The following is a 24,135-nucleotide window of genomic DNA, read 5'->3' on the forward strand; positions in this document are numbered from 1 at the left end:
CCGACCGCGCGGGCGAGACTCTCGGGAAGGCGCTACGTGAGTCCCAACGGCTCCGACCGCTCGTCGCGGCGCCCGATGCGGCGGAAGCTGCCGCAGGTGCTGACTGCGGGCCTGGTCCTGGCGACCGCCACCGGTTGCACATACAAGGACTTCCCTCGTCTTGGTATGCCTACGCCGGTAACGGAAGAGGCGCCACGGATCCTTTCCCTCTGGCAGGGCTCGTGGGCGGCAGCGCTCGCCACGGGCGTGCTGGTTTGGGGTCTGATCCTGTGGAGCGTCATCTTCCACCGGCGCAGCCGCACCAAGGTCGAGGTTCCTACGCAGACCAGGTACAACATGCCCATCGAGGCGTTGTACACCGTGGTCCCCCTGATCATCGTCTCGGTGTTGTTCTACTTCACCGCGCGCGATGAATCGAAGCTCCTCACGCTCTCCCCCAAGCCCGCCCACACCATCAACGTGGTCGGCTACCAGTGGAGCTGGGGATTCAACTACATCGAGAACGTGGACGGCTCGCTCGCCACGGGCAGCCAGATCCCCAAGGAACTCGACGCCATCCCGGACAGGTTCCGGAAGGACTTCCCCAAGGGTGCGGAAGGCGTCTACGACTACGGCATCCCGGGAACGCGGAACCCGCAGAACGGCAACCCGGGTCCGACCCTGTGGCTGCCCAAGGGTGAGAAGGTCCGCTTCGTCCTGACTTCGCGTGACGTCATCCACTCCTTCTGGGTGGTGCCGTTCCTCATGAAGCAGGACGTCATTCCGGGCCACACCAATGCCTTCGAGGTGACTCCCAACCAGGAGGGCACCTTCATGGGCAAGTGCGCCGAGCTCTGTGGCGTCGACCACTCCCGGATGCTCTTCAACGTCAAGGTCGTCTCCCCGGAGCGCTACCAGGCGCACCTCAAGGAGCTGGCGAAGAAGGGCCAGACGGGCTACGTGCCGGCCGGCATCGCGCAGACTGACCCGGCCAGGAATGCGGAGACGAACAAACTGTGAGCATCCTCAACGAACCTCAGGGTGCCGCGGCAGCAGACGACTCGTACGAGGACGAGCTGCCGGTCCGGCGCAAGCAGCCGGGAAACGTCGTCATCAAGTGGCTGACCACCACTGACCACAAGACGATCGGCACGATGTACCTGGTCACGTCGTTCGTGTTCTTCTGCATCGGCGGTCTGATGGCGCTCATCATGCGCGCCGAGCTGGCCCGTCCCGGCACGCAGATCATGTCGAACGAGCAGTTCAACCAGGCGTTCACGATGCACGGCACGATCATGCTGCTGATGTTCGCGACGCCGCTGTTCGCCGGATTCGCGAACTGGATCATGCCGCTGCAGATCGGCGCGCCCGACGTGGCGTTCCCGCGGCTGAACATGTTCGCGTACTGGCTGTACCTCTTCGGCTCGCTCATCGCGGTGGCCGGCTTCCTCACCCCGCAGGGTGCGGCCGACTTCGGCTGGTTCGCCTACTCCCCGCTCTCGGACGCGGTCCGTTCGCCGGGTGTCGGCGCCGACATGTGGATCATGGGTCTGGCCTTCTCCGGCTTCGGCACGATCCTCGGTTCGGTCAACTTCATCACCACGATCATCTGCATGCGTGCTCCCGGCATGACGATGTTCCGCATGCCGATCTTCGTCTGGAACGTCCTGCTGACCGGTGTGCTGGTCCTGCTGGCCTTCCCGGTTCTCGCCGCCGCGCTCTTCGCGCTGGAGGCCGACCGCAAGTTCGGTGCGCATGTGTTCGATGCGTCCAATGGCGGCGCATTGCTCTGGCAACACCTCTTCTGGTTCTTCGGCCATCCAGAGGTGTACATCATCGCTCTGCCATTCTTCGGAATCATTTCCGAAGTGATTCCGGTGTTCAGTCGAAAGCCGATGTTCGGCTACATCGGTCTGATCAGCGCGACGATCGCCATCGCGGGCCTCTCCGTGACCGTGTGGGCGCACCACATGTACGTCACCGGCGGTGTGCTGTTGCCGTTCTTCTCGTTCATGACCTTCCTCATCGCGGTACCGACCGGTGTGAAGTTCTTCAACTGGATCGGCACGATGTGGAAGGGATCGTTGTCCTTCGAGACACCGATGCTCTGGGCCGTCGGCTTCCTGATCACCTTCACCTTCGGTGGTCTGACCGGTGTGATCCTGGCGTCGCCCCCGATGGACTTCCATGTCTCGGACTCGTACTTCGTCGTCGCGCACTTCCACTACGTCATCTTCGGCACCGTGGTCTTCGCGATGTTCTCCGGATTCCACTTCTGGTGGCCGAAGTTCACCGGCAAGATGCTGGACGAGCGGCTCGGCAAGATCACGTTCTGGACGCTGTTCGTGGGCTTCCACGGCACGTTCCTGGTGCAGCACTGGCTGGGTGCCGAGGGCATGCCGCGTCGTTACGCGGACTACCTCGCCGCGGACGGCTTCACCGCGCTGAACACGATCTCGACGATCTCCTCGTTCCTGCTCGGTCTGTCGATGCTGCCGTTCTTCTACAACGTGTGGAAGACCGCCAAGTACGGCAAGAAGATCGAGGTCGACGACCCGTGGGGCTACGGCCGTTCGCTGGAGTGGGCGACCTCCTGCCCGCCGCCGCGGCACAACTTCCTCACCCTGCCGCGGATCCGTTCCGAATCCCCGGCGTTCGACCTGCATCACCCGGAGATCGCGGCGCTGGAACAGCTGGAGCACCACTCCGAGGGCGACAGGGCCCTCGCTGGTGGCAAGGAGGCCGGCAAGTGAAGATCCAGGGCAAGATGTTCATCTGGCTGAGCGTCTTCATGCTCGCCATGGCCATCACGTACGGCGTGTGGTCGAAGGAGCCGGCCGGTACCACCGCGCTCTTCCTGGCCTTCGGCCTGAGCGTCATGATCGGCTTCTACCTGGCCTTCACGGCCAGGCGGGTCGACGCCATGGCCCAGGACAACAAGGAAGCCGATGTCGCGGACGAGGCCGGCGAGGTGGGGTTCTTCTCCCCGCACAGCTGGCAGCCGCTCGCGCTGGCGATCGGCGGCGCCATGGCCTTCCTGGGCATCGTGTTCGGCTGGTGGCTGCTCTACTTCTCGACCCCGGTCATCCTGATCGGTCTGTTCGGCTGGGTCTTCGAGTACTACCGCGGTGAGAACCGCACCCAGTGACCTCGCGTCACCGCTCCACCTGACGGGGGGCCTGTACTTCTCCACCAAAAGAAGTACAGGCCCCCCGTTTGCAGTCACATAGCGCGCTTATAGGGATGAATCTTCATAACGTGTGTTCATGAACCACACGCCGCGCTTCCGCCCCGTAGTGAGCTGCACTCTGCTGGTCGTGACCCTGGTCGCAGGTGTGACCGCGTGCGGGGGGTCCGACGGCCACCCGCTCGCGGCGAAACCGTACGACGCCGTGGACGAGATCTCCGCCAACGTCTCCGACGGCGACGAGAAGGTCGACTCCGACAAGCCGCTCGAACTCACCGTCGACGGTGACGACGGCCGGATCACGGACGTCACGGCCGTGGACGCGGCAGGACGCCATCTGGCGGGCGAGCTCGACGCCGACGGGAGGCGCTGGCACGCCACCTCCCCGCTCGCCGCGGGCACCCGCTACACGGTCCGGGTCAGCATGGAGGACGGCGACGGCGATCCGGGCAGCCGTACGCTCTCCTTCGGGACCACCTCCGCCAAGAAGTTCCTGAAGGTCGCCTTCGGCCCTCAGGCGGGCACCTACGGCGTCGGACAGCCCATCACGGCGGAACTCAGCGCTCCGATCAAGGACAAGGCGTCCAGGGCCATCGTGGAGCGCGCCCTGCGGGTCCGCTCCACGCCCGCCGTGACCGGCTCCTGGTACTGGGTCGACGACAAGACCCTGCACTACCGTCCCAAGGAGTACTGGCCCGCCAGAGCCACCATCGACATCACCAGCGGCCTGGCCGGAGTCAAGGTCACCGGCGGCCTGTACGGGGCCCCCACGAAGCCGCTGAGGCTCACCACCGGCGACCGCATCGAGGCCATCACCGACGCTGCCGCGCACACGATGACCGTCAAGCGCGACGGGAAAGTGATCAACACCATTCCGGTGACCACCGGCAAACCGGGCTTCGCCACCCGAAACGGTGTCAAGGTCGTGCTGGCCAAGGAATACGCCGTACGCATGCGCGGTGAGACGATCGGCATCTCGGAGAGCTCGTCCGACTCGTACGACTTGATGGTCTACTACGCGACGCGCGTGACCTGGAGCGGCGAGTACGTGCACGCGGCCCCCTGGTCCACCGGTTCGCAGGGGTACGCGAACGTCAGCCACGGCTGTACGGGGATGACCACCGGCCTGGCCGAGTGGTTCTACAACACCGTGCGCACGGGCGACATCGTCCAGGTCGTCGGCAGCCAGGGCGAGACGATGACTCCGTTCGACAACGGCTACGGCGACTGGAACCTCTCCTGGGCCAAATGGCTGAAGGGCAGCGCGCTGCAGAAGAACGCCACCCCGGACCGCACGGACACGATCCAGGCGGCGCGACTGCGCCCCGAGGTCTGACCGGCCCGGGGGGCGCGCCGCCCCTCAGCGGGGCCGCGGACGGATCCGCGGCGGGCCTCAGGCCGCGCAGAGCCTGTTGCGCAGCAGAGCGGCCAGGGCTTCCGCGAACTCGACCGGCTCGACCGGCAGGGTCACCGCGGCGTCCGCACGGCTCCACGTGGCCAGCCAGGCATCCTGCGGGCGCCCCATCAGCAGCAGGACGGGCGGGCAGTGGAAGATCTCGTCCTTGATCTGCCGGCAGACGCCCATACCGCCCGCGGGCGCCGCCTCGCCGTCCAGCACGCAGACATCGATGCCGCCGTTGTCCAGCGCCTCCAGGACGGCGGGCAGGGTGGCGCACTCGAGGAACTCCACCGGTGGCACGTCGTCGGCCGGCCTGCGCCCGGCTGCCAGCCTCACCTGCTCACGGGTGTTGGCGTCGTCGCTGTAGACCAGGACCGTGGCGGTCGGCTGCATTGTTCCTCCGTGACATCTGTGTCTTCGGGGCTTTCCGGGCATGAACCGATGCGCGGATCGTACTCCGCCCGATGGCCTGTCAGTACCGCTCGGGACGGCGGATTCATGGGCTGTTCGGGGAGGGCACACCGTGTTGACACACCGAACGGCACCCCCCGGAGTGAGGGCGGGATAAGGGACCGACATAATGTCGGTCGTGGCGACAGCAACGACAGTAGAAACCGGGCACGCGCACCCGTCGGTCAATCGACCGAACCTCACCAGCGTCGGAACCATCATCTGGTTGAGTTCCGAGCTGATGTTCTTCGCGGCCCTCTTCGCGATGTACTTCACCCTGCGATCGGTGACGGGACCGGACCACTGGAAGGAAATGGCCTCGGCCCTGAACTTCCCGTTCTCCGCGACGAACACCACGATCCTGGTGCTCTCCTCACTCACCTGCCAGCTCGGCGTCTTCGCCGCGGAGCGGGGCGACGTGAAGAAGCTCCGTACCTGGTTCGTGATCACTTTCGTGATGGGTGCGATCTTCATCGGAGGCCAGGTCTTCGAGTACACCGAGCTGGTGAAGAAGGACGGCCTCTCGCTGTCCTCGGACCCGTACGGCTCGGTGTTCTACCTGACGACCGGCTTCCACGGGCTGCACGTGACAGGCGGGCTCATCGCCTTCCTGCTCGTTCTGGGCAGGACGTACGCAGCCAAGAGGTTCACCCACGAACAGGCGACCGCCGCCATCGTCGTGTCCTATTACTGGCACTTCGTCGATGTCGTGTGGATCGGCCTCTTCGCCACGATCTACATGATCAAGTAACCGGGCTCGAACCCGAACCACATCCAGCATCGACGCAGAAGATCCTGACACCGGGGTAATCCGTGAAAAAGCTCTCCGCACGACGACGCCATCCGTTGGCGGCGGTCGTCGTACTACTCCTCGCGCTGGCGGCCACTGGGGGGCTGTACGCCGCGTTTGCGCCCGCGAGTAAGGCGCAGGCCGACGACACCGCCCAGTCCCTTGCCATCGACGAGGGCAAGAAGCTGTACTCCGTCGGTTGCGCCAGCTGCCACGGAACCGGCGGTCAGGGCACCACCGACGGGCCGAGCCTGGTCGGCGTGGGCTCCGCCGCCGTGGACTTCCAGGTCGGTACGGGACGCATGCCGGCGCAGCAGCCGGGTGCCCAGGTACCGAAGAAGAAGGTCATCTACAGCCAGGCCGAGATCGACCAGCTCGCGGCGTACGTCGCGTCGCTCGGCGCCGGTCCGGTCGTTCCGACCAAGAGCCAGGTCAGCCCTGAAGGCGCGGACATCGCCAAGGGTGGCGAACTGTTCCGCACCAACTGCGCTCAGTGCCACAACTTCACCGGCCAGGGCGGTGCGCTGACGAACGGCAAGTACGCGCCCAGCCTCGAAGGCGTGGACCCGAAGCACCTCTACGAGGCCATGCAGACCGGTCCGCAGAGCATGCCGTCCTTCCCGGACACGACGATGCCCGAGCAGCAGAAGCGGGACATCATCGCGTACGTCCAGACCGTGAACGGCGCCCAGACCGAGAACCCGGGCGGTCTCACGCTGGGCGGCCTGGGGCCGGTCAGCGAGGGCCTGTTCGCCTGGATCTTCGGACTCGGCGCACTGATCGCAGTTGCCATTTGGGTCGCGGCCCACACCGCTAAGGCCAAGAAGTCATGAGTAGCCAAGAGATTCCAGACGAGAACCTGCCCGCTGAGCAGGGCACTGCGCACGGCGCGGTAGAGGTCGCGGACGACCCGTTCGCCGACCCGGGGCTGCCGGCCCACAAGCCGCGCATCCAGGACATCGACGAACGGGCCGCGAAGCGCTCCGAGCGCGCCGTGGCGTTCATGTTCACGCTGTCCATGCTGGCGACGGTCGACTTCATCGCCTCGTACGTCGTCTTCCCGGTCGACAAGATCGTGTACATCTGGCCCTTCGGCCATGTGAGCGCGCTCAACTTCTCCCTGGGTCTGACCCTGGGCGTGGCCCTCTTCACGATCGGCGCGGGTGCCGTCCACTGGGCGCGCACCCTGATGTCCGACGTGGAGGTCGCCGACGACCGGCACGCCATCGAGGCCGAGCCCGAGGTCAAGGCGAAGGTTCTCGCCGACTTCGCGGCAGGTGCCGAGGAGTCCGCGTTCGGCCGGCGCAAGCTGATCCGCAACACCATGTTCGGCGCGCTGGCCCTGGTGCCGCTCTCCGGAGTGATGCTGCTGCGCGACCTCGGTCCGCTGCCGGAGAAGAAGCTCCGCAACACCCTGTGGGCCAAGGGCAAGCGGCTCATCAACATGAACACGATGGAGCCGCTGCGTCCCGAGGACGTCGCCGTCGGTTCGCTGACCTTCGCCATGCCCGAGGGCCTGTCGGAGGACGCGGAGGACTTCCAGAATCAGATCGCCAAGGCCGCGCTGATGATCATCCGCATCGAGCCGAAGAACATCAAGGACAAGCGCGAGCGCGAGTGGGCCCACGAGGGAATCGTGGCCTTCTCCAAGATCTGCACGCACGTCGGCTGCCCGATCAGCCTGTACGAGCAGCAGACGCACCACGTGCTCTGCCCGTGCCACCAGTCCACCTTCGACCTCTCCGACGGCGCCCGCGTCATCTTCGGTCCGGCCGGTCACGCCCTTCCGCAGCTGCGGATCGGTGTGAACAGTGAGGGCAACCTCGAGGCGCTCGGTGACTTCGAAGAGCCCGTCGGTCCTGCATTCTGGGAGCGCGGATGAGTACTGCGACCACGAACACACCCGGTGCCGCGGCACCGGGGAATCGCAAGGCGCCCGCCGGTGAGCGGGTGGCCGACTGGGCGGACGGCCGGCTCGGGATCTACTCCCTGGCCAAGGCCAACATGCGCAAGATCTTCCCGGACCACTGGTCCTTCATGCTCGGTGAGATCGCCCTCTACAGCTTCATCATCATCATCCTCACGGGTGTGTATCTGACGCTGTTCTTCCACCCGAGCATGAACGAGGTCGTGTACCACGGCTCGTACGAGCCGATGCAGGGCATCCGGATGTCCGAGGCCTACGCCTCGACGCTGGACATCAGCTTCGACGTCCGCGGTGGTCTGCTGGTCCGGCAGATCCACCACTGGGCCGCGCTGATCTTCCTGGCCGGCATGTTCGTGCACATGATGCGCGTCTTCTTCACGGGTGCGTTCCGCAAGCCGCGCGAGATCAACTGGCTGTTCGGCTTCCTGCTGTTCGTGCTGGGTATGTTCACCGGCTTCACCGGCTACTCGCTCCCGGACGACCTGCTGTCCGGTACGGGTGTCCGCTTCACCCAGGGCGCGATCCTGTCGATGCCGATCGTCGGCACGTACATCTCGATGTTCCTGTTCGGCGGAGAGTTCCCCGGTCACGACTTCGTCGCCCGGTTCTACTCGATCCACATCCTGCTGCTGCCGGGCATCATGCTCGGCCTGCTGGTGGCGCACCTGATCCTGGTCTTCTACCACAAGCACACGCAGTTCGCGGGTCCGGGCCGCACCAACAAGAACGTCGTCGGTATGCCGCTGCTGCCGGTGTACATGGCGAAGGCCGGTGGCTTCTTCTTCCTGGTCTTCGGCATCATCGCCGTCATCGCCGCCATCGCGTCGATCAACCCGATCTGGGCCATCGGCCCGTACCGCCCGGACCAGGTGTCCACCGGCGCCCAGCCCGACTGGTACATGGGCTTCGCCGAGGGTCTGATCCGAGTGATGCCCGGCTGGGAGATCAACCTCTGGGGTCACACGCTCGTCCTGGGTGTGTTCATCCCGCTGATGGCCTTCGGACTGGTGCTCGCGATCATCGCGGTCTACCCGTTCGTCGAGTCCTGGGTCACCGGGGACAAGCGCGAGCACCACATCCTGGACCGCCCGCGCAACGCTCCGACCCGGACGGCCTTCGGCGTCGCCTGGATCACCGAGTACGTCATCGTCTTCATCGGCGGTGGCAACGACCTGTGGGCCACGCACTTCCACCTGTCGCTGAACGCCATCTCCTGGTTCGTCCGGATCTTCATCTTCGTGGGCCCGGTCATCGCGTTCATCGCCACCCGGCGGATCTGCCTCGGCCTCCAGCGCCGCGACAAGGAGAAGGTGCTGCACGGACGCGAGTCCGGCATCATCAAGCGCCTGCCGCACGGTGAGTTCGTCGAGATCCACGAGCCGCTCGGTCCCGAGCAGCTGCACACGCTCACCGCGCACGAGCAGTACCAGCCGGCCGAGATCGGCCCGACGGTCGACGAGAACGGTGTCGAGCGCAAGGTGCCCGCTCTGCAGAAGCTGCGGGCCAGGCTCAGCAAGGGCTACTACGGCGAGAACAACCAGATCGCCAAGCCCACCGTCGAGGAGTACAAGGAGATCACCAGCGGCCACGGTCACCACTGATCGCCTGAACTGATCGCCACAGCAGGAGCCCCGTCCATCCGATGGACGGGGCTCTTCGCTGTCCGCGGCGCTCGATAGGGTGGGCCTTACCCCCTTTTTCGGCTGTGGACCCCAGGAGCGGACCATGAACGTTGTGACCCCGGTCGGCGGCGACAGCGTGGCGGACCGTTCCTGGCCCGGCCTGCTGAACCCCCTGCTGCGCGGCGAGAACCTGACCGCGCAGGACACCGCGTGGGCGATGGATCGCATCATGAGCGGCGAGGCGAGCGATGTGCAGATCGCCGGTTTCGCGGTGGCCCTGCGTGCCAAGGGCGAGACGGTCGACGAGGTGTCGGGCCTGGTGCGTGCGATGTACGAGCACGCCAACACCATCCACGTACCCGGCCGCACGGTCGACATCGTCGGCACCGGCGGCGACCTCGCCAAGACGGTCAACATCTCGACGATGTCGGCGATCGTCATCGCGGGCACCGGCGCCAAGGTCGTCAAGCACGGCAACCGCGCCTCCTCCTCGGCGAGCGGTTCCTCCGACGTGCTGGAGAAGCTCGGTGTCAATCTGGAGCTCAGCGCGCAGCGGGTCGTCGAGGTGGCCGAGGAGGCGGGCATCACCTTCTGCTTCGCGGTGAAGTTCCACCCTGCCCTGCGGTACGCGGCCAAGGCCCGCAAGGAGCTCGGTGCCCAGACCACCTTCAACATCCTCGGACCGCTCACCAACCCGGCCAGGGTGCGGTCCCAGGCCATCGGCGTGGCCGACCTGCGGATGGCGCCGATCGTCGCGGGCGTCCTCGCGGAGCGCGGCAACTCCGCGTTGGTCTTCCGCGGTGACGACGGCCTGGACGAGCTGACGACGACCGCTACCTCGCGCGTCTGGGTGGTCCGGGACGGATCGGTGCGCGAGGAGGCGTTCGACCCCCGCGACGTCGGCCTTCAGCTCGTGCCGGCACAGGCGCTGCGCGGCGCCGACGCCTCGTACAACGCGGATGTGGCCCGCCGGGTGCTGGCCGGCGAGCACGGGCCCGTACGGGAGGCCGTGCTGCTCAACTCGGCGGCCGCACTGGTCGCCCTGGACCCGACGGACGGCACGCTGAACGAGCAGATCGCCGCCGGGATCGCGCAGGCCGCCGAGTCCATCGACTCCGGCGCGGCGCGACAGGCGCTGGAGCGCTGGGTGGCGGTCAGCAACGCCTGAGCGGACGGTAGGTGACGTGGGGCGCGGTCCGGATCCTGGACCGCGCCTTGCGCGTTCCCGTACGTATGGCAAGATGCTGCGCAGGTCATGAGTGACAGCGACTACGGCCCCGGCCCGCTGTCCGGCAACCCTCCGTCCGTGGCGGGGTGCCCCGGGTGAAGACCAGGCCGTAGGCAGCGAGGTCTGCGGCAAGCGCGGGCCCCTCGGCATCTGTGAATGCCAACCCCCGGGGTCCTGGTCCCTAGGGAGTCTCTTGTGAGCACGCGAATGCGATAGGGCTTCTCAGCCCTCCTCCGCGCCCCCTTTTTCGCTTTCCGCTGCGCTGCCGCGTATCCGTCGGCGCGTGCAATTCGCCTGCCTCTTACGGGAGTTCGCCATGTCTGTCTTCACCGCTGCCACCGACCAGTCGCTTTGTGCCCCTCTGCCGGTCCTGGGTAGGGATGTAACGGTTCCGCTGGTCACGGGCGGTGAAGTCACCTATGCGGCTCTCGACTACGCCGCCAGTGCCCCGGCTCTCCAGCGCGTCTGGGACGACGTCGCCGCGTACGCCCCGTACTACGGCAGCGTCCACCGTGGCGCCGGGTACCTCTCGCAGCTCTCCACGGACCTCTTCGAGAACAGCCGCGCGACCGTCGCCGAGTTCCTCGGCTGCCGCGCCGACGACCAGGTGATCTTCACCCGGTCGACCACCGACTCCCTCAACCTGCTGGCCGCCGTCGTCCCTGCCGACTGCCAGGTCTTCGTCTACGAGACCGAGCACCACGCCTCCCTGCTGCCGTGGCGCGACGCCCGGGTGACCTATCTGAACGCTCCCCGCACCCCGGCGCAGGCCGTCGAGACGCTGGAGCGTGCGCTCGCCGACCGTGACCCCTACGGCCCCGCACTGGTCTGCGTGACCGGTGCTTCCAACGTCACCGGTGAGCTGTGGCCGGTCAAGGAGCTGGCGGCCGCCGCGCACGCGCACGGTGCCCGGATCGTGCTGGACGCCGCGCAGCTCGCCCCGCACCACCCCGTCGACATCGCCGAGCTGGACGTCGACTGGGTGGCCTTCTCCGGACACAAGCTGTACGCGCCGTTCGGCTCGGGTGTGCTCGCGGGCCGGGCCGACTGGCTGCAGGACGCCGAGCCGTACCTGGCCGGCGGCGGTGCCTCCCGCAAGGTCGCCCGCCGTACCGACGGCGGGGTGGAGGTCGAGTGGCACTCCACCGCGGCCCGCCACGAGGCCGGTTCCCCCAATGTCATCGGCGTGTACTCCATCGCCTCCGCCTGCAAGGCGCTCACCGAGGCGGGCTTCGACGACCTCGTCGCCCGGGAGCAGCACCTCGTCGCCGCGGTCCGGGCCGGTCTCGCCGATGTTCCCGAGGTCAAGGTGCTCTCGCTGTTCGGTGACGACGCCCCACGGGTCGGCGTGATCTCCTTCGTGGTGGAGGGATGGAACAGCTCGCACTTCGCCGCCGCGCTCTCCGCCGAGTACGGCATCGGGGTCCGCGACGGCCTGTTCTGCGCCCATCCGCTGGTCCGTACCCTGCTCGGCAGTGACCCGCAGGAGGTCGGCGAGTGCGGAGCGCCGGAGGCCGAGCCGGGCGAGGGCTCGCTCAACGCGATCCGGGTGAGCTTCGGCGCCGGTACGCCGGACGAGCACGTCGAGCGTTTCGTCCGCGCGGTCGGGGAGCTGGTGAGCAAGGGCGCTCAGTGGAAGTACCGCACCGAGGGCGGCCGCTGCGTCCCGGACCGGGGAGCGGCGCAGCTCTGACGCGTGCGTCATGCTTCGGCGGGACGGGCGGTCGAACCGCCCGTCCCCCGCCGAAGCGCCACGCCGTAAATGAGAAGCGCCACGCCGTAAAAGAGGGCGTGTCTACGCGTCGAGGCCGATGGCGAAGGCGGCCTCCAGGTCATGCTGCGAGTACGTACGGAAGGCCACGTGCGTGTCGGTGGCCTCGACGCCGGGGATCTTGCTGATCCGGCCGGGGATGACGTCCGCCAGGTCGTCGTGCTTGGCCACCCGGACCATGGCGATCAGGTCGTACGTACCGGTGACGGAGAAGACCTCGCTGACGCTGTCCAGCGCGGCGATGGCCTCGGCGATCTCGGGAATCCGGTCCACGCTGGTTTTGATGAGCACGATCGCGGTGATCACGGCTGGCTTTCTCCCTCGGTGGCCGTGGCTGGAGTCTTCACTCTATCCGTACGCCGATAACGTCCCCAGGCGTAGAGGAAGCCGAGGGCGAAGCCGACCACATGGGCCAGATAGGCCACACCGGGCCCTCCGCTGCCCGCGCTCCGGACCGCCAGCCACTGCAGGACGAACCAGAAGATCAGCACGATCCAGGCGGGGAAACGCAGCGGCAGGAAGAAGAGGAACGGGAACAGACTGGTGACCCGGGCCTTGGGAAACAGGTACAGGAAGGCCCCGAGCACCGCCGAGATCGCCCCCGACGCGCCGACGAGCGTCTGGTCGGACGTGGCGTGCGCGGCGGCGTAGGCGACCAGGGCGAGATAGCCGCACGCGAGGTAGAAGAAGGTGAACTCGGTACGGCCCATGCGCTCCTCGGCCATCGCCCCGAACACGTACAGGAAGAGCATGTTGCCCAGCAGATGCAGCCAGCTGCCGTGCACGAAGAGGGCGGTGAGCGGGGTGAGCAGAGCGTGCGCGGAGCCGTCCCACAGCTCGCTCGGGATCACGCCCCACCGTTCGAAGTACCCGGCCTGGGCGGCGAGCAGGGCGTCGGCGGTGGCGTAGGAGGAGTCGAAGCCGGAGAGCGGGCTGATCAGGAAGATCAGACAGCACAGGGCGATCAGGGCATAGGTCACCGTCGGTCCGCGCGAGGTGACCGTCCGTAGGAGTCCGCTGGTCGAACCGGAGCCCGCAGTCCGCCGATCGATCATGAACAGAGCATGACGCAAGCGGAGGGAACGGGACAGAGCGCCTCGCCGTGCCGGGGGGACGCGGTGAGGCCGTAGGGTTACGGCAGGACATCCGCAGTTCGACGGCGCACCGCGAGATCCTTGAAGCAGGCAGCACGACAAGACTCGACAAAAGAGGACGCAACGATGACGACGGTTCCGCAGATGACCGATGGGACCCGCTGGCGCTGCACGCTCTGCGGAAATCTCACGCGCTTCGACGTGACCCGCTCCTCCAAGGTCGTCGAATACGTCCATCTCGACCTGGCCGGGGAGTCCACCGTCGAGGAACGCGAGGTGGTCAGTGAGACCATCGAGTCGGTGCGCTGCCGTTGGTGCAACGCGGTGGACCAGATCGAACTGGTGGACAGGCCGGGTGCCGACTCCTGACGGAGCCGTGCGGACAGACAATTTGGGGTGACGGATGGTGGAGCAGCCCGCTAGCGGCGCAGAGTCGGCCGAGGCGGCCGGCGACGCCGTCGAGGCGCTCGACCGCCCGCTGCCCGAAGGCGTACGACGACGGGTCGTCGCGCTGGTCTCGGACGCGTTCGGCGGACTGACGATCACCGAACTCCCGGCTCAGCTGAGGCAGTACGCCCGCTTCACTCCGACCCGGCGCGCCAAGTTCGCCGGCAACGCGATGGCGGCCGCCCTGGAGGGCGACACGCTGTTCCGGCAGCGCATCGGCGATCGGCTCAGGGAGGAGCAGCCGGAGCTGACCGCCGCGCTGGAGGCCGGTGCGCCGCCCGCCGCCGCCGACCCCGTCGATGTGGCCGCCGCCGCGTATGTGCTGCGCCCGGCCGGCTGGGTGAAGCTGGTCGCCGCCGCCGGCGAGGAGGCCCAGCGTGCCGACGCCGAGCGTGCCGACGAGGAGAGCCGCCGCGAACTGGAACGACTGCGTGAGGAACTCGTCCACGCCCGCGCCCAGACGAGGAGCGAGACCGAGCGACTGCGCGTCGAACTGGACGCGGCCCGCAAGGAAGCCGAATCCCTCCAGCGCAAGCTGCGCAGCGCCGTCAACGACGTCAAGCGCGGCGAGGCCGCGTTGCGCCGCAGCCGGGCCGAGACCGAGACCGTACGGTCCGAGGCGGCCGCCCAGGTCTCCGCGGCGGAGAGCGAGACCCGCCGGCTCAGGGCTCGGCTCGGTGAGGCCGAGGCGTCCGTCGAGGCGGGCCGCAGGGCCGCCAGGGAGGGCCGCTCGGTCGAGGACATGCGGCTGCGGCTGCTGCTGGACACCGTGCTGGACGCGGCAGGCGGGCTCCGTCGCGAACTCGCGCTGCCGCCCTCCTCGATCCGCCCCGCGGACAGTGTCGACGCGGTCGAGCCGGGCAGGATGTCGCCCAAGGACATTGCCGCCAGGGCCCTTTCGGAGACCGATCCGGCCCTGCTCGACCAACTGCTCGCGCTGCCGCAGGCGCATCTGATCGTGGACGGCTACAACGTCACCAAGACCGGCTATCCGCAGCTGCCGCTGGAGAAGCAGCGGCTGAGGCTGCTGGGCGGTCTCGCGGTGCTCGCGGCACAGACCGGCGCTGAGATGACCTGTGTCTTCGACGGGGCCGAACTGGCAGCCCCGGTCCTGCTCGCGCCGCCGCGGGGGGTCCGGGTGCTGTTCAGCAAGCCCGGTGTCACCGCCGACGAACTCATCCGTCAACTGGCCCGCGCCGAACCGCCGGGCCGGCCCGTCGTGGTGGTCTCCACCGACCGCGAAGTGGCGGACGGAGTGGCGAAGGCGGGGGCCAGGCCCGTTGCGTCCGTCTTGCTCCTGAAGCGCCTTTCGCGTGTCTAGTGGCGCTTGTCGGAACTCGGTGGAAATCAGGGAACGGATCGTCAGGTCGCCGCTACGCCCTGTGTGATGTGAGTAAAGAAGTACCTCCTGTGATGAGATTTTTCTTGTGAGGATTTGAACTGATCACAAGTTGGTCACTAGGGTCGGGCCTCGAACCTTCGCACGGTTGATCACCCATCCGGGGTGGCAGCGAAGGCGCCGCCGAGTCCGTGACATGCACGGAGCCGGGGATCGAGTCCCCCCACAGCCCGGTAGGCGGCTCGAGGAAGAAGGAGCTCGCCTTCGTGGGGTCCCACCGCCGTCCCAAGCAGCCGAGCCGCGCCCGTGTGACCGTGCTCACCGCGACCGCCGCCGCGGCTGTTGCCCTGACCTCCCAGGCAGCCCACGCCGACCCCAAGCCCTCCAAGGGCGAGGTCAAGGCGAAGGTCGAGAAGCTCAATCATGAGGCCGGCGCGGCCAATGAGCAGTACTACGGCGCCAAGGAGAAGCAACAGAAGCTGGAGAAGGAAGTCGGCGCGCTGCAGGACAAGGTGGCCCGCGGCCAGCAGGAGATCAACAGCCTGCGCAACGGCCTCGGTTCGCTCGCCGCCGCCCAGTACCGCTCCGGTGGCATCGACCCGTCGGTGCAGCTCTTCCTCTCGTCCAACCCGGACACCTTCCTCGACGAGGCCTCGGCCCTCGACCAGTTGACGGCCAAGCAGACCGAGACCCTGGGAAAGATCCAGGAGAAGCAGCGGGTCCTCGCGCAGGAGCGCAAGGAGGCCCAGGACAAGCTCGGTGACCTCGCGGACGTGCGCAAGACGCTCGGCGCGAAGAAGAAGAAGCTCCAGGACAAGCTGGCCGAGGCGCAGCGCCTGCTCAACACGATGACCCAGGCTGAGCGCACGAAGATGCGCGAGGACGAGCAGCGTGCCAGCCGCACCGCCAGCGACCGGGTCGAGCTGGGCAAGGAAGTCCCCGCCTCCGCCTGGGGTGCCGCCGCCCTGAACGCCGCCGCCACCCAGGAGGGCAAGCCGTACCAGCGTGGCGGTACCGGCCCCGGATCCTTCGACTGCTCCGGGCTGACCCAGTGGGCCTACGCCCAGGCCAACGTCAGCATCTCCCGGGTCACGTACACCCAGGTCAACGACGGCGTCCACATCGGGCGCAGCGCACTGAAGCCGGGTGACCTGGTCTTCTTCAACAACACCGAGCACGTGGGCCTCTACGCGGGCAACAACACCGTCCTGCATGCCCCGTACCCGGGCACGTTCGTCCGCTACGAGTCGATGAACACCATCGGCAGCTTCCAGTTCGGCGTGCGCGTCGGCTGACGACGCCCGAACGGGCGAATTCCCGCGCCCCGCACAGACAGCGCGCCCCGGCGGAGACCACAGGTCACCGCCGGGGCGCGGCTGTTTTCGACGCCCGTCCGTCCGGCGCGGTCCTTGGTCGCTCCGTGATCGCCCGACTACTGTCTGCCTGCTGTGCAGCTCCCGGTCGTCGGTCCGCCCGTCCCGGGCGGCAGGGGCTGCGCACATCTGCGTACAGCGGAAGGGAGTACGGCGTCCGTGGTGTCCCATCGCCGTTCCACACAGCCGGGCCTCAGCCGGGGCGCCCGGATCACCGTTCTGTCGGCCGCGGCGGCCACCGCGGCCGCCACGCTCGGGGCGGCCACCGCGAACGCCGACCCGCAGGACGGTCCCGGGGCCGCCAGGGCCAGGGTCGACCGGCTGTACGGCGAGGCCGAGCGAGCCACCGAGCAGTACAACGCGGCCGATGAGAACGCCGACCGGCTGCGCGGCGAGGTGAACCGGGCCCGGGATCGGGCGGCCCGCGGCCAGGAACGCCTCAACCGGATGCGGACGGCGCTCGGTTCGGTGGTGGGTGCGCAGTACCGCTCGGGCGGCCTGGACCCCTCGCTCGCCCTGCTGCTCTCCTCCGACCCGGACAGCTACCTCGACCGGGCCGCCACGCTGGAACGCCTGACCCAGCGTCAGGCGACCGAGCTGCGGGAACTCCAGCAGACCCGGCGCGGGCTCGTACAGACCCGCGCGGAGGCCGACCGGGCCCTGGCCGAACTGGAGCGCAACCGGGCTGCCGCCACCCGCCACAAACGCACCGTCGAACGCAAACTCGCCCAGGCCAAACAAGTGCTGGACGCGCTGCCCCGTGCCGACCGGGCGGCCTTCGAACGCGCCTCTCGCTCCGGCCGCGACGACCTGTTCCCGGTGACAGCCGGTCTGCCGGCCGGCTCGGCGCGGGCGGCCGTCGCCGTCATGGCGGTCCGCCGGGCACTGGGCCGCCCGTACGTCTGGGGTGCCGACGGACCCGCCGGATTCGACTGTTCCGGGCTGATGCAGTGGGCGTACGCCCAGGCCGGGGTGAGCCTGCCGCGCACCTCGCAGGCCCAGCGGTACGCGGGACGCATGGTGCCGCTCTCCGAGGCCCGCCCCGGCGATCTGGTGGCCTACCGCGCGGACGCCGGCCACATCGGCATGTACGTCGGGAACGGTCAGGTGATCCACGCCCCGTACCCGGGTGCCCCGGTGCGCTACGACCCCGTGGCAATGATGCCCGTCTCCTCGGTCACCCGCGTCTGACCCCCGTACCCTCGACCGGGTGACGGACAGGCGGGGACGCATCGCAGGACGGCGCACGGCGGGAGCGCTGCTCGCCGGGCTGCTGCTCGCCTCCGCCTGCGCGGCCCCCGACGACGGGTCCGCCCCGGATTCCACCGCCCGAGGCGTCCGCGCAGTCCTGGACCGCCGGGCCGCCGCCGTCCTGCACCACGACCCGGACGCCTATCTGTCCGCAGTGGACCCGAGGGCCACCGGACTGCGCACGGCCCAGCGGCGGGAGCTGGACAACCTCGCGGACGTACCGCTGACCTCATGGACGTACCGGCTGACCGACGTGAGAGAGCAGGGCGCCGACCGAGTCACGGCGGATGTCCGGCTGCGCTACCGGATCGCGGGGTACGACGCCGCCCCGGTCTCCGCGGACCGGGTGCTCGACCTGCGACGGGACCGGGCCGACGGCCGCTGGTACATCGCCGGCGACCGGGCGGCGGCGGACGGCGGCGGGCTGCTCTGGCAGCAGGGCGATGTCCAGGTGGTACACGGAAGGCACAGCCTCGTCCTCGGGGTCGGCCGCGCGCAGGAGGAGCTGCGCCGTATCGCCCGGACCGCGGACCGCGCGGTGCCCGCCGTCTCCACCGCGTGGCCGCGGCAGTGGGCCGGGCGCGTGCTGGTGCTCGTACCGCACACCGTGGAGGACATGGCGGGTCTGCTGGGGACACCGGCGGCGAACTACCGGGGCATCGCGGCCGTCACCACCGGGCGGACCGGCGGTCCGGGCCGGGCCCCCGCGGACCGGGTGATCGTCAATCCGCAGGCGTACGACATGCTCGGCACTCTCGGGCAGCGGATCGTCCTCACCCACGAGATCACCCATGTCGCCACCCGCACCAGCACCTCCGCCGCCACCCCGACCTGGCTCTCCGAGGGCTTCGCCGACTGGGTGGCCTACCGCACCGAGCGCCGTACGGCCGTACAGGCCGCGCCCGAGCTGGCCGCCGCCGTCCGGCGCGGCGATCTTCCCGCCGAGCTCCCCACGGACGAGGACTTCGGCTTCGCGGGCGACTCCGCGCGCCTGGCGAAGGCGTACGAGGGCGGCTGGCTGGCCTGCGAGCTGATCGCCGACCACTGGGGCGAGAAGGAGCTGCTCGCGTTCTACCGCGCCGTCGGAGGGCACTCGGGGCGGGACGGGGCGGTGGAGCAGGCCATGCAGGAGGTGCTCGCCACGACCCCGCAGGACTTCACGGCACGGTGGCGGGAGTCCCTGCGCTCCCTGCTCGGCTGAGCGCGGCGCAGGATTCAGGAGCCGACGGGCTCCGCCGCCCGGCCGGTGTCCGGCCGGGCGGACGGTGCCTCGCGGCCCTTACGCGCAGCCCCGGACACCACCGTCTGCCGCCACAGCCGCCGGCAGGCGACCAGCGTCGCCGCGACCAGCAGGCCGTTGCGCAGGAACATCAGCGTCAGGCCCGTGGTGTCACCGCCCACCACATGGGCGAAACCGAACGGGAACTCCCACTGCGTGAGGCCCGTGGCGAGCAGCACCAGACCGGTCGGCAGCACTATCCGGCTGTCACGGAAGACCAGGCAGACCGCCGCCAGGCCGACCAGCCACAGCATGTACTGAGGACTGATCACCCGGCTGGTGGTGGTGAACAGCAGCACCGCCGTGAACGCCGCGTCGGCCGGGGTGCTCGCCCGGAATGCGCGGGCCCGCAGCCGCCATACCAGCAGCCAGCCGAACGCGACGACTGACAGACCGAGGGCGAGCGCGCTCACCAGCGGCACATACGGCCCCAGGAACTCCAGCGAGCCGTAGTGCAGCTCCACCCGGCCCTGCCAGCCGAAGTGCCGCCACACATGGAAGACCAGTGCCCCGAGCGACTCGACCTCGGTGCCCCGGTCGCGCTGGAAGCCGAGGAAGGCCAGCGCGCCGGGCACCGTCAGGGTGCAGACCAGGAGCAGCCCGGCCGCCGTCACCGTCGCGGCCGTCCACGCCCGGCGCGTCCGGGGCCCACGCGGGGTACCGGCCAGGATCAGCACCGGCCACACCTTGAGCAGCGCACCGACGGCGACCAGCGCCCCCAGCACCCTCGGCTGCCGTGCCGCCGCCAGCAGCGCCGCCACCGCCACCGCCGTCACCATCACGTCGTAACGGGCGTACGCGGTCGTACCGAGCAGTGGGACCCCCGCCACCCACACCCAGGCGCCCACCGTTCGCCGTCCGGTCCGGCGGCCCGCGTACAGCAGCAGCGCCAGCACCAGCCCGTCGCACAGGAATGCGAGGACGAAGAAGGCCGAGGCGTACCCCAGGAAGGGCAGCAGGGCGGGGGAGAGGACGGCGAGCGCGGCGAGCGGCGGATACTGCCAGGTGACGTCGGACCGGGGATACGTACCGCTCTTCAGGATCTCGGACCAGCCGTGGTAGATCACCGAGACATCACTGGTCACGTCCGGGCCCGGCAGCGCGATCACCTTGGTGACGCAGAGCAGCAGCGCGACCCTGGTGAGGACCCACACCGCGAGAGCGGGCCGCGCGCCGACGGATCCCGTCATGGTCGCCTCGTCCGTTCGTCGATGGGTGCTCGTACGAGGGGTCATGATGCCCGCCACGTCGGTGCGCGAGCCGTTCCGACGCGGCCGCCCGGTACTGTCGGACCGGATGGACAAGACCCTGATCGTGACCAACGATTTCCCGCCCCGCCCCGGTGGCATCCAGGCATTTCTGTACAATATGGCACTGCGCCTGGACCCCGGACAGATCGTCGTATATGCCTCCACCTGGAAGCGTGGCCCCGAAGGCGTCGCCGCCACCGCCGCCTTCGACGCGGAGCAGCCCTTCACCGTCGTCCGCGACCGCGCGACGATGCTGCTGCCGACCCCACGAGTCACCCGGCGTGCGGTGCAGCTGCTGCGCATGCACGGCTGCAGGTCCGTCTGGTTCGGTGCCGCGGCCCCGCTCGGGCTGATGGCACCGGCGCTGCGCAGGGCCGGTGCCCGTCGGCTGGTCGCCACCACGCACGGCCACGAGGCGGGCTGGGCCCAGCTGCCCGCGGCCCGGCAGCTGCTGGGCCGGATCGGCGAGACCACGGACACGATCACCTATCTGGGTGAGTACACCCGCTCCCGGATCGCCACCGCGCTCACCCCGGAGGCGGCAGACCGCATGGTCCAGGTGCCGCCCGGCGTCGACGAGAAGACCTTCCACCCGGATTCCGGCGGGGACCTGATCAGGGCCCGGCTCGGACTCTCGGACCGGCCCGTCGTCGTCTGCGTGTCACGGCTCGTGCCGCGCAAGGGTCAGGACACGCTGATTCTCGCGATGCCCGCGATCCTGGCGCAGGTACCGGACGCGGTGCTCCTGATCGTCGGCGGCGGACCGTACGCCAAGGAGCTCGAGCGGCTGGCCGTCCGAACGGGGGTCGCCGACTCGGTGCGCTTCACCGGGCCGGTTCCGTGGGAGGAACTGCCCGCCCACTGCGGCGCGGGCGATGTCTTCGCCATGCCGTGCCGCACCCGTCGCGGCGGCCTCGACGTGGAGGGCCTCGGTATCGTCTTCCTGGAGGCTTCCGCGACCGGTCTGCCGGTGGTGGCGGGCGATTCGGGCGGCGCGCCGGACGCCGTGCTCGACGGCGAGACCGGGTGGGTGGTGCGCGGCGGCTCCGTGGAGGAGTCGGCCGACCGGATCGTCACCCTGCTCCGCGACCCGGAACTGCGGCGGCGGATGGGGGAGCGGGGGCGGGCCTGGGTCGAGGAGAAGTGGCGCTGGGATCTGCTGGCCGAGAGGCTCAAGGCGCTGCTCTGAGACAGCCCGGGCCGGTTCCGTTCAGGGCCGCCCGAACCGGACCCGTCCTGCGAGCGACGGTGTGCTCGTACCGCGGCCGGACAGCGGTGCCGCTGTCCGGCCGGTGGAGGCGGCGGTGTTTCAGCCGCAGTTGCCCCAGCTCATGCGTCCGCCGCTGGCGTTGGCGCCGGCCTGTCCGTCCGGACCGGTGTTGATCGAGCCCCAGTACTTCACGCACTTGCCCGCGGCGCTGCCCCGGACCGGGCCCGCGTAGCTGGTGTAGTTGCCCTGATCCACGTACGAGTTGCCGTTCTGGATCATGAGCTGGGCCGTCGTGAAGGTGGCCGAACCGGTGTACGAGGTCTTGACGGTCACGACGCAGTTCTTGCCGTTCCCGCTGCTGTACATCAGATAGACGGTGCCGGCGACCGTGCCGCTGCTGAACTTCACGGGAGCGGAGGCGACGACGGAGTAGCTGTGGCCGTCGGCACCGCAGACCGCGGTCGGGCTGGCCGCGGTGGCCGCGGCCTGGGCCGTGGCGGGCACCGCCACGAAGGCCGAGGCGGCCATGGCCATGACGAGGCCGGTCCGCTTGAAGGCAACGCGCATGAAAGTCCCCCCTGGACGGTGGATCAGTGGAGTGATCCAGACCCTTGCACTGGCCGATTAGCGACACAAGGTCGCGTTTCAGCCAATGGATATCGGCCTCTGCGGTCGGCTCGCGGTTTTGGCGGTCGGCCGTCAGCCCCGGTAGATCGCCTCGATCTCGTCCGCGAAATCCTTCGCCACCACATTCCGCTTCAGCTTCAGCGACGGCGTGATGTGGCCCGCCTCCTCGGTGAACTGAGAGCCCAGGACACGGAACTTGCGCACCGACTCCGCCTTCGACACCGCCGCGTTCCCGTCGTCCACCGCCCGCTGCACCTCGGCCAGCAGCTCCGGGTCCTCGCGCAGCGCCGCCGCTGTCGAACCGGTCGGCTTGCCGTGCTCGTCGGCCCAGCGGGTCAGGAACTCCTCGTCCAGGGTGACCAGCGCGCCCACGAACGGCCGGCCGTCGCCGACCACCATGCACTCGGCGACCAGGGCGTGCCCGCGGATGCGGTCCTCGATCACCGCCGGAGCCACGTTCTTGCCGCCCGCCGTGACGATGATCTCCTTCTTGCGGCCGGTGATCGCGAGATAGCCGTCCTCGTCGAGCGTGCCGATGTCGCCCGTGTGGAACCACCCGTCGGCCAGTGCCTCGGCCGTCGCCGTCTCGTTGTTCCAGTAGCCGGTGAACAGGTGCTCGCCGTGCAGCAGCACCTCGCCGTCGTCGGCGATCCGGACGACCGAGCCCGGCAGCGGCTGACCGACCGTACCGATCTTCTGCCGGTCCCACGGGTTGAAGGCGGTGGCCGCGCAGGTCTCGGTGAGGCCGTAGCCCTCCAGGACGGTGAAACCGATGCCGCGGTAGAAGTGGCCGAGCCGCTCGCCCAGCGGAGCGCCGCCGGAGATCGCGTACTCGCCGCGTCCGCCGAGCACGGCCCGCAGCTTGCCGTAGACCAGCCGGTCGAAGAGCTTGTGCTTGAACTTCAGTCCCATGGAAGGGCCTTGGGGGGTGCTCAGCGCGCGGCTGTAGGCGATCGCCGTGCTCGCTGCCCGGTCGAAGATCCTGCCCTTTCCGTCGGCCTGCGCCTTGGCGCGTGCCGCGTTGTAGACCTTCTCGAAGACACGCGGCACACCGAGGATCAGCGTCGGGCGGAAGGAGGCCAGTTCATCGGTGAGGTTCTTGATGTCCGGTACGCAGCCGAGCTTGATCGGGGCCATCACCGAGGCCACCTCGACCAGCCGTCCGAAGACATGCGCGGCAGGCAGGAAGAGCAGTACCGAGCACTCGCCGGTACGGAAGAGGGGCTTCAGCCGCTCCACCACATTGCCGCACTCCGCGAAGAAGCTGCGGTGCGTGAGCACACAGCCCTTCGGGCGGCCGGTGGTGCCCGAGGTGTAGACGATGGTGGCCGGGTCGTCCGCCTTGGCGCTCGCCATCCGCAGGTCCAGGTCCGCGTCCGAGACGTCCTCGCCGATCGCCGACAGGCCGCGGACCGCGTCGTCGTCGATCCGCCAGATGCCCTTCAGGGCCGGCAGATCCGCCTGGACCGAGACCACGGAGGCCTGGTGCGCCTCGGACTCCACGATGCACAGGGCGGCACCGGAGTCACCGAGGATCCACTGGATCTGCTCGGGCGAACTCGTCTCGTACACCGGCACGGTGACCGCGCCGGCACTCCAGATCGCGAAGTCGAGCAGTACCCACTCGTAGCGCGTACGGGAGAGCAGGGCCACCCGGTCGCCCGGTTCGATCCCCGCAGCGATCAGCCCCTTGGCGACGTCTCTGACCTCGGCCAGGAACTGTGCGGCGTCGACATCGGCCCACCCGCCCGCCACCTTGCGGCTCATCACCGCGACATCGGGATGCTGAGCGGCATTGCGGCGGATGAGATCCGTCAGGTTGCCGTCCGAAGGGACCTCGTACAGGGCCGGAAGGCTGAACTCGCGCAAGACTGCTGCTCCTCATCGGGCTCCGGTGCCACGGCTCTGTGTG

Annotated in this window: 22 protein-coding genes and 1 riboswitch; of the genes, 16 read left to right on the forward strand and 6 right to left on the reverse strand. The window is 68.9% G+C overall.

Annotated elements, in window-relative coordinates; translation table 11 throughout:
- Positions 1-36: 36 nt before the first annotated feature.
- The 4 genes from coxB to ACF1B9_RS01760 all read left to right on the forward strand — a co-directional run bounded on the left by coxB (position 37) and on the right by ACF1B9_RS01760 (position 4,502).
- Entirely contained in the window at positions 37-999 is a 963-nt protein-coding gene (gene coxB, locus ACF1B9_RS01745) for a cytochrome c oxidase subunit II (protein ID WP_391740053.1), read from the forward strand.
- Positions 996-2,732, forward strand: coding sequence for a cytochrome c oxidase subunit I (ctaD, locus tag ACF1B9_RS01750; RefSeq protein ID WP_391740052.1), 1,737 nt, complete (start codon positions 996-998; stop codon positions 2,730-2,732). Before coxB ends, ctaD begins: the two co-directional genes overlap by 4 nt.
- The gene (locus ACF1B9_RS01755) at positions 2,729-3,127 is read left to right on the forward strand and encodes a cytochrome c oxidase subunit 4 (RefSeq protein ID WP_391740050.1); all 399 of its coding nucleotides are present in this window, start codon (positions 2,729-2,731) and stop codon (positions 3,125-3,127) included. The genes ctaD and ACF1B9_RS01755 overlap by 4 nt, the downstream gene beginning before the upstream one ends.
- A gap of 118 nt (positions 3,128-3,245) precedes the next feature.
- On the forward strand, positions 3,246-4,502 hold the full coding sequence (locus ACF1B9_RS01760) for an Ig-like domain-containing protein (RefSeq protein WP_391740049.1): 1,257 nt from the start codon (positions 3,246-3,248) through the stop codon (positions 4,500-4,502).
- A 57-nt stretch (positions 4,503-4,559) separates the two neighbouring features.
- Here the strand turns inward: ACF1B9_RS01760 and ACF1B9_RS01765 are convergent, their stop codons facing one another.
- The gene (locus ACF1B9_RS01765; protein ID WP_391740048.1) at positions 4,560-4,958 is read right to left on the reverse strand and encodes a hypothetical protein; all 399 of its coding nucleotides are present in this window, start codon (positions 4,956-4,958) and stop codon (positions 4,560-4,562) included.
- Between the two features lie 187 nt (positions 4,959-5,145).
- Between ACF1B9_RS01765 and ACF1B9_RS01770 the strand changes: the two genes are divergently transcribed.
- The 6 genes from ACF1B9_RS01770 to ACF1B9_RS01795 all read left to right on the forward strand — a co-directional run bounded on the left by ACF1B9_RS01770 (position 5,146) and on the right by ACF1B9_RS01795 (position 12,275).
- Positions 5,146-5,766 (forward strand): heme-copper oxidase subunit III, encoded by a 621-nt coding sequence (locus ACF1B9_RS01770; RefSeq protein WP_114244128.1) that lies wholly within the window; start codon positions 5,146-5,148, stop codon positions 5,764-5,766.
- Positions 5,767-5,828: 62 nt separating this feature from the next.
- Complete coding sequence (locus tag ACF1B9_RS01775) at positions 5,829-6,638, forward strand: c-type cytochrome (protein WP_376285009.1); 810 nt, start codon at positions 5,829-5,831, stop codon at positions 6,636-6,638.
- Complete coding sequence (locus tag ACF1B9_RS01780; protein ID WP_391740047.1) at positions 6,635-7,687, forward strand: Rieske 2Fe-2S domain-containing protein; 1,053 nt, start codon at positions 6,635-6,637, stop codon at positions 7,685-7,687. The genes ACF1B9_RS01775 and ACF1B9_RS01780 overlap by 4 nt, the downstream gene beginning before the upstream one ends.
- Positions 7,684-9,333, forward strand: a complete 1,650-nt coding sequence (locus ACF1B9_RS01785) for a cytochrome bc complex cytochrome b subunit (RefSeq protein WP_391740046.1) — start codon at positions 7,684-7,686, stop codon at positions 9,331-9,333. Before ACF1B9_RS01780 ends, ACF1B9_RS01785 begins: the two co-directional genes overlap by 4 nt.
- A gap of 124 nt (positions 9,334-9,457) precedes the next feature.
- The gene (trpD, locus tag ACF1B9_RS01790) at positions 9,458-10,522 is read left to right on the forward strand and encodes an anthranilate phosphoribosyltransferase (RefSeq protein WP_391740045.1); all 1,065 of its coding nucleotides are present in this window, start codon (positions 9,458-9,460) and stop codon (positions 10,520-10,522) included.
- 83 nt (positions 10,523-10,605) lie between these two features.
- A riboswitch (SAM riboswitch) is annotated at positions 10,606-10,723 on the forward strand.
- 175 nt (positions 10,724-10,898) lie between these two features.
- Entirely contained in the window at positions 10,899-12,275 is a 1,377-nt protein-coding gene (locus tag ACF1B9_RS01795; protein WP_391740044.1) for an aminotransferase class V-fold PLP-dependent enzyme, read from the forward strand.
- A gap of 102 nt (positions 12,276-12,377) precedes the next feature.
- Here ACF1B9_RS01795 and ACF1B9_RS01800 read toward each other — a convergent pair whose 3' ends face one another.
- Together ACF1B9_RS01800 and ACF1B9_RS01805 are read right to left on the reverse strand one after the other, a co-directional pair.
- Positions 12,378-12,659: an Lrp/AsnC family transcriptional regulator gene (locus tag ACF1B9_RS01800; protein ID WP_093543818.1), complete on the reverse strand. Its 282-nt coding sequence runs from the start codon at positions 12,657-12,659 to the stop codon at positions 12,378-12,380.
- Complete coding sequence (locus tag ACF1B9_RS01805) at positions 12,656-13,408, reverse strand: rhomboid family intramembrane serine protease (protein WP_391740043.1); 753 nt, start codon at positions 13,406-13,408, stop codon at positions 12,656-12,658. Before ACF1B9_RS01805 ends, ACF1B9_RS01800 begins: the two co-directional genes overlap by 4 nt.
- A 165-nt stretch (positions 13,409-13,573) precedes the next feature.
- Between ACF1B9_RS01805 and ACF1B9_RS01810 the strand changes: the two genes are divergently transcribed.
- The 5 genes from ACF1B9_RS01810 (at position 13,574) to ACF1B9_RS01830 (ending at position 19,058) form a co-directional block, all read left to right on the forward strand.
- On the forward strand, positions 13,574-13,816 hold the full coding sequence (locus tag ACF1B9_RS01810; protein ID WP_351078249.1) for a hypothetical protein: 243 nt from the start codon (positions 13,574-13,576) through the stop codon (positions 13,814-13,816).
- A gap of 37 nt (positions 13,817-13,853) precedes the next feature.
- Positions 13,854-15,215: an NYN domain-containing protein gene (locus ACF1B9_RS01815; protein WP_391740042.1), complete on the forward strand. Its 1,362-nt coding sequence runs from the start codon at positions 13,854-13,856 to the stop codon at positions 15,213-15,215.
- Positions 15,216-15,499: 284 nt separating this feature from the next.
- A complete protein-coding gene (locus ACF1B9_RS01820) occupies positions 15,500-16,528 on the forward strand; it encodes an NlpC/P60 family protein (protein ID WP_391740041.1) in 1,029 nt (342 codons plus the stop codon).
- Positions 16,529-16,765: 237 nt separating this feature from the next.
- Complete coding sequence (locus tag ACF1B9_RS01825) at positions 16,766-17,797, forward strand: NlpC/P60 family protein (protein WP_391740040.1); 1,032 nt, start codon at positions 16,766-16,768, stop codon at positions 17,795-17,797.
- Positions 17,798-17,816: 19 nt separating this feature from the next.
- Complete coding sequence (locus tag ACF1B9_RS01830) at positions 17,817-19,058, forward strand: hypothetical protein (RefSeq protein ID WP_391740039.1); 1,242 nt, start codon at positions 17,817-17,819, stop codon at positions 19,056-19,058.
- A gap of 14 nt (positions 19,059-19,072) precedes the next feature.
- On the opposite strand, the gene ACF1B9_RS01835 is transcribed toward ACF1B9_RS01830, so the two are convergent.
- Positions 19,073-20,326 carry a glycosyltransferase 87 family protein gene (locus ACF1B9_RS01835; protein WP_391740038.1) on the reverse strand — a complete coding sequence of 418 codons (1,254 nt, stop codon included), beginning with the start codon at positions 20,324-20,326 and terminating at the stop codon, positions 19,073-19,075.
- Positions 20,327-20,432: 106 nt separating this feature from the next.
- Here ACF1B9_RS01835 and ACF1B9_RS01840 point away from each other — a divergent pair, with 106 nt between their 5' ends.
- Positions 20,433-21,575 (forward strand): glycosyltransferase family 4 protein, encoded by a 1,143-nt coding sequence (locus ACF1B9_RS01840; protein WP_391740037.1) that lies wholly within the window; start codon positions 20,433-20,435, stop codon positions 21,573-21,575.
- A gap of 120 nt (positions 21,576-21,695) precedes the next feature.
- On the opposite strand, the gene ACF1B9_RS01845 is transcribed toward ACF1B9_RS01840, so the two are convergent.
- Together ACF1B9_RS01845 and ACF1B9_RS01850 are read right to left on the reverse strand one after the other, a co-directional pair.
- Positions 21,696-22,163 carry a spore-associated protein A gene (locus ACF1B9_RS01845; RefSeq protein WP_391740036.1) on the reverse strand — a complete coding sequence of 156 codons (468 nt, stop codon included), beginning with the start codon at positions 22,161-22,163 and terminating at the stop codon, positions 21,696-21,698.
- Between the two features lie 132 nt (positions 22,164-22,295).
- Positions 22,296-24,092: an AMP-dependent synthetase/ligase gene (locus tag ACF1B9_RS01850; protein WP_391740035.1), complete on the reverse strand. Its 1,797-nt coding sequence runs from the start codon at positions 24,090-24,092 to the stop codon at positions 22,296-22,298.
- Positions 24,093-24,135 lie beyond the last annotated feature (43 nt).

It is taken from the genome of Streptomyces sp. NPDC014727, from assembly GCF_043083485.1.
In the GTDB taxonomy this organism is placed as follows: domain Bacteria; phylum Actinomycetota; class Actinomycetes; order Streptomycetales; family Streptomycetaceae; genus Streptomyces.

Bases quoted from the DNA above. Each gene is read 5' to 3' on its own strand.
- ACF1B9_RS01835 (WP_391740038.1), bottom strand. From the start codon at position 20,326: ATGACGGGATCCGTCGGCGCGCGGCCCGCTCTCGCGGTGTGGGTCCTC.
- ACF1B9_RS01780 (WP_391740047.1), top strand. From the start codon at position 6,635: ATGAGTAGCCAAGAGATTCCAGACGAGAACCTGCCCGCTGAGCAGGGC.
- ACF1B9_RS01760 (WP_391740049.1), top strand. From the start codon at position 3,246: ATGAACCACACGCCGCGCTTCCGCCCCGTAGTGAGCTGCACTCTGCTG.
- ACF1B9_RS01810 (WP_351078249.1), top strand. From the start codon at position 13,574: ATGACGACGGTTCCGCAGATGACCGATGGGACCCGCTGGCGCTGCACG.
- ACF1B9_RS01795 (WP_391740044.1), top strand. From the start codon at position 10,899: ATGTCTGTCTTCACCGCTGCCACCGACCAGTCGCTTTGTGCCCCTCTG.
- ACF1B9_RS01840 (WP_391740037.1), top strand. From the start codon at position 20,433: ATGGACAAGACCCTGATCGTGACCAACGATTTCCCGCCCCGCCCCGGT.
- ACF1B9_RS01805 (WP_391740043.1), bottom strand. From the start codon at position 13,408: ATGATCGATCGGCGGACTGCGGGCTCCGGTTCGACCAGCGGACTCCTA.
- ACF1B9_RS01845 (WP_391740036.1), bottom strand. From the start codon at position 22,163: ATGCGCGTTGCCTTCAAGCGGACCGGCCTCGTCATGGCCATGGCCGCC.
- trpD (WP_391740045.1), top strand. From the start codon at position 9,458: ATGAACGTTGTGACCCCGGTCGGCGGCGACAGCGTGGCGGACCGTTCC.
- ACF1B9_RS01785 (WP_391740046.1), top strand. From the start codon at position 7,684: ATGAGTACTGCGACCACGAACACACCCGGTGCCGCGGCACCGGGGAAT.
- ACF1B9_RS01770 (WP_114244128.1), top strand. From the start codon at position 5,146: ATGTCGGTCGTGGCGACAGCAACGACAGTAGAAACCGGGCACGCGCAC.
- ACF1B9_RS01765 (WP_391740048.1), bottom strand. From the start codon at position 4,958: ATGCAGCCGACCGCCACGGTCCTGGTCTACAGCGACGACGCCAACACC.